Source organism: Pseudomonas sp. F220 (assembly GCF_057813935.1).
The window spans coordinates 1-9663 of the sequence record NZ_JBVASJ010000072.1 but is presented as its reverse complement, the minus strand read 5'-3'; the positions used below and the strand labels follow the sequence as shown (position 1 = coordinate 9663).

Annotated in this window: 7 protein-coding genes and 1 pseudogene; 7 read left to right on the top strand and 1 reads right to left on the bottom strand. The window is 42.8% G+C overall.

The window, feature by feature from the left end; translation table 11 throughout:
- Positions 1 to 160: 160 nt before the first annotated feature.
- From ACZYSM_RS28640 to ACZYSM_RS28610, 7 genes are all read left to right on the top strand, one after another.
- Positions 161 to 1369 (top strand): pyridoxal phosphate-dependent aminotransferase, encoded by a 1209-nt coding sequence (locus ACZYSM_RS28640; protein ID WP_489076973.1) that lies wholly within the window; start codon positions 161 to 163, stop codon positions 1367 to 1369.
- Between the two features lie 786 nt (positions 1370 to 2155).
- The gene (locus tag ACZYSM_RS28635; RefSeq protein WP_489076971.1) at positions 2156 to 3568 is read left to right on the top strand and encodes a phenylacetate--CoA ligase family protein; all 1413 of its coding nucleotides are present in this window, start codon (positions 2156 to 2158) and stop codon (positions 3566 to 3568) included.
- Between the two features lie 2 nt (positions 3569 to 3570).
- Complete coding sequence (locus ACZYSM_RS28630; RefSeq protein WP_489076969.1) at positions 3571 to 5037, top strand: ATP-binding cassette domain-containing protein; 1467 nt, start codon at positions 3571 to 3573, stop codon at positions 5035 to 5037.
- A 159-nt stretch (positions 5038 to 5196) separates the two neighbouring features.
- Positions 5197 to 6207: an ABC transporter ATP-binding protein gene (locus tag ACZYSM_RS28625; protein WP_489076967.1), complete on the top strand. Its 1011-nt coding sequence runs from the start codon at positions 5197 to 5199 to the stop codon at positions 6205 to 6207.
- Between the two features lie 7 nt (positions 6208 to 6214).
- Positions 6215 to 7003 (top strand): ABC-2 family transporter protein, encoded by a 789-nt coding sequence (locus ACZYSM_RS28620; RefSeq protein WP_489076965.1) that lies wholly within the window; start codon positions 6215 to 6217, stop codon positions 7001 to 7003.
- Positions 7004 to 7774, top strand: a complete 771-nt coding sequence (locus tag ACZYSM_RS28615) for an ABC-2 family transporter protein (protein ID WP_489076960.1) — start codon at positions 7004 to 7006, stop codon at positions 7772 to 7774.
- A gap of 390 nt (positions 7775 to 8164) precedes the next feature.
- Entirely contained in the window at positions 8165 to 9214 is a 1050-nt protein-coding gene (locus ACZYSM_RS28610; RefSeq protein WP_489076958.1) for a D-isomer specific 2-hydroxyacid dehydrogenase family protein, read from the top strand.
- 324 nt (positions 9215 to 9538) lie between these two features.
- Here the strand turns inward: ACZYSM_RS28610 and ACZYSM_RS28605 are convergent.
- Positions 9539 to 9663, bottom strand: a pseudogene (locus tag ACZYSM_RS28605) (IS630 family transposase); the annotation flags it as partial.

Genomic DNA, 9663 nt, shown 5'->3' with positions numbered 1-9663 from the left:
ACCCGAAAATCAGCAAAATGAGGGCGAAAATCGGCCCTGGAAATGCAAAATAAGGCCGGCAGGTTGAAAAAAACCGGCTTGGCAATGGGGGCGGTGCGAACGGGTTAATTGTTCAGCGTCTCCCTAAATGACAAACTATCAAGTGGAGTCGCAATATTAAATGAAAGTTATAACTGATTATAAGAATAATAATTTGACCGAGCTTGAGGTCTTTGGCTTGTCGGCACAATACAATCTTGCAGATGGTCATAGTTACATCTCGGCAAAGACACATTTCAGCTCTGTATTGTCCGCGTTACCTGACTTGTGGGACTCCGCAGTAAAAACATCTATTCCTGAAATGGAGAAGCTTTTTAAAAATAAATTTGCGGAGTACTTCAAACTGGATGGTTTGCGTAAGCACAAGCATTTTTCAGTTTGCCCCACCGCGTCCAATAGCATCGATATTGTAGGAGCCTGGGCACGGTCGATGAACTATAAGGTCGGGCTCGTCGAGCCGACGTTTGATAACCTTGCTCAACTGTTGCGGCGCCGAGAAGTAACCCTCGAAGCCGTTCCTGAGGCGGTATTTACCGATCCAGCGGTACTGGAAGATCTTGTCCAGAATAAACAGCTTGATGCGTTGTTCTTGGTGAATCCCAATAATCCGACTGGCCTTGTTATTGACGCTAGCACGATGTTGAAAATTATTGACATGTGCTATCGGCACGATGTGGTCTTGATACTCGACACCTCCTTCCGGTTCTGCCATCAGACCAACATAGACGAATACGCACTGCTCATTGATAAGGGCTTGTCATTTATCATTTTGGAAGATACGGGTAAGCAATGGCCGACGTTGGACACCAAGGCGAGCTTACTTTCATACAGCGAAAATCTGGCGCCCGGCATCAGGAACATTTATGAGGAGCTGTACCTGTGTTGCTCAAACTTTTCATTGCGAGTGATCAATGCATTTATTGATGCTACTCTTAAAAAAGGTGGGCTTTCTTACATACATTCAATTGTCCATAACAATATTGATATAGCACGGTCAGAACTCAAAAATTCATTGGTCACTATTGAGGACGTGACGCCAGACGCTACAATGACCGTGATGTGGCTCAATATCGAGAGAACGGAACTTTCGGACCTCGAACTGACTGATTATCTTGCCACGTATGATGTGGCTGTTTTACCAGGCAGATATTTCTATTGGAATAGCCATCATACTGCCGGGCACAATCGGATCAGGATTGCTCTAATGAAACCTGATGAGCAATTTGGGTTTTCGATGTCGCGTTTAAAACAAGCGTTAATTGATCTCGATGTATTCAACGCCCAACAGAGAATCAGCCAGGCACCTTCAACTGTATTTGATCATCGGTAACGACTTCTCCCACAAACCACAGAACGTGAAGGCATGGTTTGAACGGTACAAGCACTGCCACCTGCATTTACTCCGACTTCCAGTTTGTGCTTGAGCCGGGTGACGCTTCTTTCGCGATCTCACTGAGAGCTCGCGTGAGGGGCAGTTCGTGAAGCTTTTCATCAGGGGCTGTCATTTATAGTGGTGATGTTGCACATGGGGAATTTCAAGAGGTTTTGTACACGCCTAATACTTCCGTTTTAATTTGGTGTGTTTGTAAGTTTTTCTCGAGTCTGGAAAATTAACTTTAAGAGAAAAAATTACGAATACATCGCGGCTCTGGGTTTTGTTGTTGTGGTAGTCGCTGTAAAGGTCTCCTTTCTATTTTTCAGATTCCTGCCTCGATTTTTTGGTTTTTACAGATGGCCAATGTTGATAATTGGCATGCTGTAATTAAATGAAATATAAAATTGAATAAAAGCAATGGGCTTTAAAGTGTCGGAATGTTACTGAAATATTCGTTATGCTTTTTTGGCTTTACTTATGTGTGCATCACCAATAAATTTGATTTTTTATCAGTTGGTTCAGAGGTAAAAATAAAACAATTTGAGTTATCAATTCTTAAAAGCCTTCACCTGTAGTTAATAACGTAAAGATAAAAGGCGCTACATACGTTACAGCTAGTGATGGAAGTTGGAGTTTTTGAATGCCCCAAAAAAGCAGATTTAGAAACGTATGAGTTCGCTCGGCATTTCTTTGATTTAACAGTCAATGACTATCGTAAACTAAATACTGACAGGCTTTTCAATGAATATTTTTGAAGTTCCGGGAAAGTTTTACGATTCACAACAAGAAGACGGCAACATAGCGTTGATCAGGAAACTGGCAGAGCGGACATATAGGCGTCGAAGTGATAATTACAATATGCAAGCCGAGGCCTTGGAGTTTTGCTCAAAAAATGCTGAGTTGATGAATGAATTTTTACGCAAATCAAAAGCGGAGATCCAGAAATTTCAATTGTTAACAATTAAAAAACTGGTCGACAATGCATATAAAAATGTTCCATTTTATCGAGAACTTTACGGGGCTGCAGGTTATGAGGTTGGAGGTATCTCAAGCTTCTCCGACTTCGAACAGCTTCCCATTATAAACAAGAAGCTTCTTGGTTGTGTCGATGCAGGCAGTAGAGTGGCTGCTCCCGAGTACCTTGAGCAAGCTCACACCGCACGGACATCTGGTTCAAGCGGAAGACCGTTTACAGTTTACAGAGATGATAGTTATATAAATATCGACCATGGCCAATACTTACGTTTTTATAGTTCCTGTTTGAAGACGCCGTTACAAGAAAATGATTGGATTTACTTGCTTCATCACGCACCTTTGGCGTTTTCGTCGCTTCATGGGAACTACAGAATCTTTCAATTACCCGATTTACTCCCCAACACCCCTTTGGGCGATCACCTGCTTTTTCTGCGGCCTAGGCTGCTCGTAATATTACCAAGTTATCTCCCTCTAATACTTCAACATAAGGACGAATTAATAAAGAGTGGGGTTGAGGCTATTTTGACTAACTCTGAATCCAGTACGCGGCGTGAACGGTCGTATTATTCGAGCGCTTTGGGTATCCCTGTATTCGACGAATATAGTTCCGAGGAAATAGGGCTCATTGCAACACAGTGTACATATGGTCAATACCATGTCACCGAAGACAGTGCGTATGTCGAGATTGTAAATATGGACGCCCAGGGTTTTGGCTCCGTCATCTGTACGGATCTCAAAAATGGACTGATGCCGATGATTAGACTCGATCATGGAGATATCGCCAAAAAAACGGCGCCTCATATAAATTGTAAATGCGGCAGCGCCTTCACATTAATAGATGAAGTTAACGGTAGACAAGATGATGCTTTTCGCACGCGCGAGCATAGACTTGTGCCAAGTGCGTCTATTCTTGGCGCGATAGATGACATACTACTTGACGGTGACCAAACACTAACTAGTTTCCGTTTGACGCAGAAAAGCGCGGAAACAATAGAGTTGGTCACGCGATATCTTGGTGCTCCCTATAAAGACATGGAGGAGACATTACGCCGGTTAAGAGAGAGGCTCTCTAGCCTGTTCGGTTACTCCATTACGCTTTTACATCAGGAAGTTGAAGCGCTGCCCGAAACAAAGTCATATAAGCGTAAAAGCATAGTGCGAGAGTGGGAAATAAATTAGTCATGTCACTGGTCAAACTAGAAAATTTATCTTTGGCTTTTGATGACGTATCGCTTTTTTCGAACGTTAGCTTATCCATCAATAGTGGTGACAGAATAGGTATTGTCGGTGATAACGGATCGGGGAAGAGCTCATTATTACGATGTATTGCAAAACAGTTAGATGAACACGAGGGCAACATTACCCACGCGAGAGGTCTGCGTTGCCAATATGTAGAGCAAGGTTTTCCCGATCGATGGAATCAATCAACCGCCTTTGAAATTTTGGAGGGTTGCTTATCTGACCCTATTACTGATAAATGGAAAGCGGAGTATACATTTGAGCTTTTCAATTTCCCGAAAGCTTTTCGACTTCTGCTTGTAGGTCAGTTGAGTGGCGGCTGGAAAAAAGTGCTGATGATTGCCAGGGCGGTTCTTCTAGAGCCAGATTTATTGTTACTTGACGAGCCCACGAACCATTTGGACCAAGCCCACATCGTAAACCTTACTCGTCTACTGAGAGATGGTCATGTCATATCTACATTTGCGGTGATCAGTCACAATCGGGATTTTTTAGACTCAGTAACAAAAAGCACTTTGCTCCTTCACGGCAGATGCATTTCTCATTTTGATGTCTCATTTACGCAGGCTCGACAATTACTTCGAGAACAAGAACGAGCCGCTGCAAGCTTCCGAATTGAAGCAATAAACGAGATTCACAGATTGAAGAAAAGCGCACAATTCCAACGTCAGTTGGGGGTGAATAATTACAGCGACAGGGCTTTGCAAAAGGCCAAACAATTGGAAAGGCGGATTAAGAGTCTGGAGACTGCCGTTCCAGTAAATAACACGCCATGTAAAAAAGAAATTACCTTGGCGGTTGAAGAGTTTAACGCTAAAAAGCTTATGCAAATAGATGATTTGAAATTATATTCGGTAGCGGGTGATTTGTTATTTTCTGTCAACTCCTTAACTGTTAATCGAGGGGATCGACTGGTCATTTCTGGGCCCAATGGGTGCGGTAAAAGCACTTTGCTCAAGACGATACTTTCCGGGGCTGATGCCAGTATCAAACTTAACCCATCTGTTAAAGTTGGTGTTCTTGATCAAGAGTTTTCTTCATTGCCTCTAGAGGCTAAAATTTTAGAGTTTGTTACAAGTAACTTTGAGCTCGATCAGCAGACAGCTATTAATAGGCTTGCCTCCTCAGGCTTTTCTTATTCAGAGTCTCAAAAGAGAATTGCGCAGCTTAGCTACGGCGAGCGTGCACGTCTTGTCATATTGACTCTGCGCTTAACCAATCCAAATTTTTTGATTTTAGATGAACCGACCAATCATTTGGATATAAGCTCCCAAGAAATGCTTGAAAGCGAAATACAGCGACTCAATCCGGCAGCGATAATTATTTCTCACGATATCAGGTTCGTCGAAAATATCGGAACTCGCTTTTATCAGATTGCAAACGGAGTATTTAAAGATGTTGCCCTTTAGCAAAATAAAATGTCCAGGGCCAACCATTGATGTATACAAAATATGCGACATAAAACGCCACAACGGACCTGTCCATATGAGTATTTAAGGTGGTTGGATGCATCCCGTCACACGGTTGATTCCTTTCGCGTACACCAAAGTTGAAACTATAGGTCCCCTATGGATAGTTTGATTAACGTAACGTCAGTCAATAAAAGTTATCGTTTGGCCAAAGAAACAGATGGCGTTCTGACGTGGTGCAAGAATTTAATAAATCCAGAGTATGAAACTTTCCAGGCACTGAATTCAATAGATTTTACGGTTCAAGAAGGCGCTGCGGTCGGATTTATTGGGCCCAATGGAGCCGGTAAATCTAGCTTGATAAAAATTTTGTGTGGAATACAAAGAGCCTCTTCTGGCTCAGTGAAGGTCTTGGGCTACGATCCAGGCCGCCGGGAAAAAGAGTTTCTCAGCCAAATAGGTGTGGTGTTCGGGCATAAGACATCACTGTGGTGGGATCTGCCGGTCAAAACGAGTTTCGATACTTATCGAAAAATTTATAACGTTAAGGATGATGACTATCGTTTACGGCTGACAGAACTAATTGATGCGTTGAATCTCGGAAAAGTCCTTCATAAGCCGGTCCGTAATCTTAGTCTAGGTGAGCGCGTAAAGTGCGAGCTTACGTTAAATCTTCTACATTCCCCAAGGCTGATTTTTTTAGATGAGCCCACTGTCGGCCTTGATGTTACATCAAAGCACGAGATACGAAAGTATCTGAATTATAAAAGAAAGAAAGACAATCTTTCCGTATTTCTTACGAGTCATGACTTAGGAGACATAGAGTCCTGCTGTGACGATGCCATTATTATCGACAGAGGGAACATACGTTTCAATGGTTCGATGAGTGAGTTAAGCACAAACTTTAAAGCCAATATAAAGTTAACCGTCAGTACCCAAGATGTTACTCAGAGTGAGGTCGGTCTTTTAAAATTCAAGGGCGCCATCCAAAAGCTACAAAACATAAGCGTACTTAATGACGGCTTAAGTCAAACGACCTACATGATTCCCAAGGCTTCTTTAGGCGCTGTCTTCGATATGTTTCAAGAGGGTGTTTACGATCTTGAAGTTTCAGCGTTGGATTTTGAAAGTAATGTAGTGAACCTTTTCAAAACGTGGGCTGATGAGTGAGTGATCCGTGAATATTGCAGCTTATTTTGAACTTTTTAAAACGGGCCTGCTCTCGGCATATAGAGACAGATCCATGTTGATTACGGACCTTGTAATCGCTACCGGTGTGCCTTTCTTCATACAATTTGCAATTTGGAGTTTTGTCTATGAGGGGGCGAGCGCCGACTCGCTGCCGGAATACACTCTAGAAGAGACGTATCTTTATTATATTGCTGTGTTGGCGCTCAATAGACTAAACAACTCCTACGATTTGATTGTCAGGGTTTCCGGTCATGTGCATGAAGGGCAGCTAGAAGGTATTTTTATAAAGCCAATTAGTTATTTTAAATACAACCTGTTTCTCTTTTTCGGTGAGACTATTCTTTATTACATTCCCATTTTGATTATCGCTATTTTTGTGATGTTTTCAGGTGCAGGGTGGTCCGGCCCTGCGGGATTCATTCTGTTGAGTCTGATTAATTTGTTTTTTTGCTTTTTACTGGGTTTTTTGATGTCGCTGTCTACATTTTGGTTGACCCGCCCTGACATGACCATCAACTTTCAAATTGTCCTGGCGAGCGTAGTGGGGGGCACGTTGTTACCCATCGCTTATTGGCCAGCCTACCTCCAACCTTTTATGCAATATAATCCCTTTCGCTTGATAATCAGTGGTCCGGCAGAGTTCCTGTTACGCCCGAGCAGTGAGTTGGGCTTGGAACTTTTATGTCTTTATGTTTTTTGGTTTTCAATCATGCTATTGGCTTGTAAAGTTACATTTAAATTCGCCAGCAACAGGTACTCGGGATCGGGAGGTTAAATGCATATACTCAATCTGATTAAAAACGCAGCAAAAGAAGAGCTGAGATATAAAGCAAATATGCTGGGCGGAATATTGGCACTTGTCACGCTTTATAGCCTTCAGTTCATATTTTTTGACATTATAAGTTCCCTTGTTCCCTCCGAGAAAGAAAACTCCAACTGGCTGCTGATCTTTTTTATGTCGTACGCATTGGGAAGCTTGCTTGTAAATTTTTTTAAATCTGCGATCACTGGTTTTTTTTGGCAACTAACGCGAGGACGAATTGACACTCTGCTGGTGCGTCCTATTAATTTGCTGGTGTTAATGCTGTTGCGGTGGTGTGAGGTCTATTATGTTTTAACAGCGCTGCTGTTGCTTTTAATTTGTATTCTGTCGAATAAGATTGATTTTTATCCGTTTTTAGTTAGTGCATTTAATACTGGGCTTTATTTGTTTGTAATGGTGGTGGGAGTGGTTTCCAGTATTACTTTTCTTTTGGCGCTGAATTCATTCTCTTTCATTACCCAGCGCAATTTACCTGTCGATTATATTCATTCATCTGTTTTCACATTTGCACTGCTTCCTGCTACGTTTTATTCAAATGCATTGTTGTATTTTTTTGTAGTGGCCTTGCCAATGGTTGTATTCGCTTCTGCTGCCTTGGACGCGCTTTACAATGGAATAACTCCGTTCGTCTCAGTGTATTTTTCTGTGGTAACGGTCATGTTCGTTTGTGTTGTCAAAGTTGTTTATGTTCTCTATAACCGTTTTGACAGCATAGGAGGATGAGGCAATGCTTTAAGTGAAGTCTGAAGTGGCCACTGATAGTTGATGCCTTTTCCGTGCGGACTTTAAAAAGCGATGGCCTGGCTGTGAGTAAGTTCTTGGCAGTGCTTACTTATATGGCCTTTTTATGCTCCTGTTTTTTAAAGTGTTTTTTAAAGCGTTTTTAAACGTTCAATTGAGCACTTTGATAAATGTTGAAATAGGTATGCGCTTTTTGTAAATCGTGTTTTGCGATAATATTTTTTGCATTGACGTTCAGTGCGCAATAATTAATTTGCTGAAGGGGGGTGGGTTAAAGTAAATATTTTCATTGTGAGTGATTTGTTGGTGTTTGGTGCGCATCTTTATGCGCTTGAGCTGGATTAATGTGGTGATTGTTTATAGGTGGTTGTTATGGGTGAGCCCTTGAAAAAAACAAAAATTATCATTTCCGGTGCTGCCAGGCTGGATGAAAAATATACATCCAGCTTCAGTCATGATTTTTATGATGTGCAGCTTATTTCAGAACCTAGACCCACCGAATCACAAATAATATCGTTGATTAAAGATGCCGGTGTCTACATTCTTGCAGGCGAAGAGGTGCTAACTGAAGAGATTTTGAGGCAGGCGAGTAAGTTAAGATTGATCGCTTGTATGGCGACCTGTGCGGAACACTTCGTGGATATAGACGTTGCTGACAGACTTGGTATCGCCGTCGCAAGCACCCCTGACTTGAAAGTCATGTACGATGCCATGGGCGAATTTTTGCTTGGGCTGATTATCGCCTTGAGAAGAAAAATAATATATTTTCATAATGAGCAGAAGGCCGGACGAGTCCACGAAATGGATACACCGCTGCTCAAAGACTCGGTGGTCGGTATTATCGGTATGGGAAGAGTAGGGTCAAAGATAGCAGAACTGCTGTACTCCTCAATGAAGTGCAATATTGTTTATACAGCACGCTCCAGGAAAACGGGTATTGAGGAGTTAACTAATGCCACTATGTTGAGCTTGGAAAGCCTGCTTGAGGTAAGTGACGTTGTTATTATGGCCTGCCCTTATGACAAGGCGACCTGTGGTCTTCTCGGTAAGAAAGAAATCTCGAGCATGAAGCCTGGAGCCGTCTTGATAAACACCTCCGAAGCCGCTCTGGTGGATGGTGAGGCACTTTATGAAGCTTTGCTGAACGGGGATTTGGCGGGTGCTGCGTTTGACGACAAGAACTGGGACCGCAGCCCAGTGATTAAAGAGGGTAGGGTTATAAATATGCCGGCCAAGCTTATGGAATTGCCCGATGATAAATTTATCTGCACACCTTATGTGGGAGCGACAACGTCCGGAGTCTGGAACGAAATGTCTGATGTGGCATTCTCAACCGTACGTAATTATCTTGCATTGGGGACTGATAAAAATTTGACCAATAGAAATCTTGATGTTGAAAAGAACCTGTCGCGAGGTCTCTGACGACAAGAGTGTGTGATGGTATCTATCACTCCTGAGGCAGGTTCTCGGCATACTATCAGCGCTTTCGGTAGTTGAACTGCACGTCACCAGGTTTTGAGATTTTTTTTGAGCTTCCTCGGGTGGCTTGTATTAGCCGCTGAGGCACGCTACGAAGCTACACATATGGCACTTGGATGTGGAGTGGAGGAGTGTGTTTGATCACCCGGATCTATATCAGTACGGCTTCCAGACGCTTGCTGGTTTCTTCTCCAGTGAAATGTTGCGGCAGTCACAGGTGCAGATCAGTTCCAGCTCTGACAATTTGTAGGTAGCCTTGATTCGAAGCTAGTGTGCTGTCTCAGAAAAAACGTTCTCTTTGGACTGTGATGCCATCGCCTCTCGCGCACGCTGGATCTTGCGCAAGATGTCTTCACCTTTTGCATTCCAGACGTATAGGCTTGGCTGAGCAT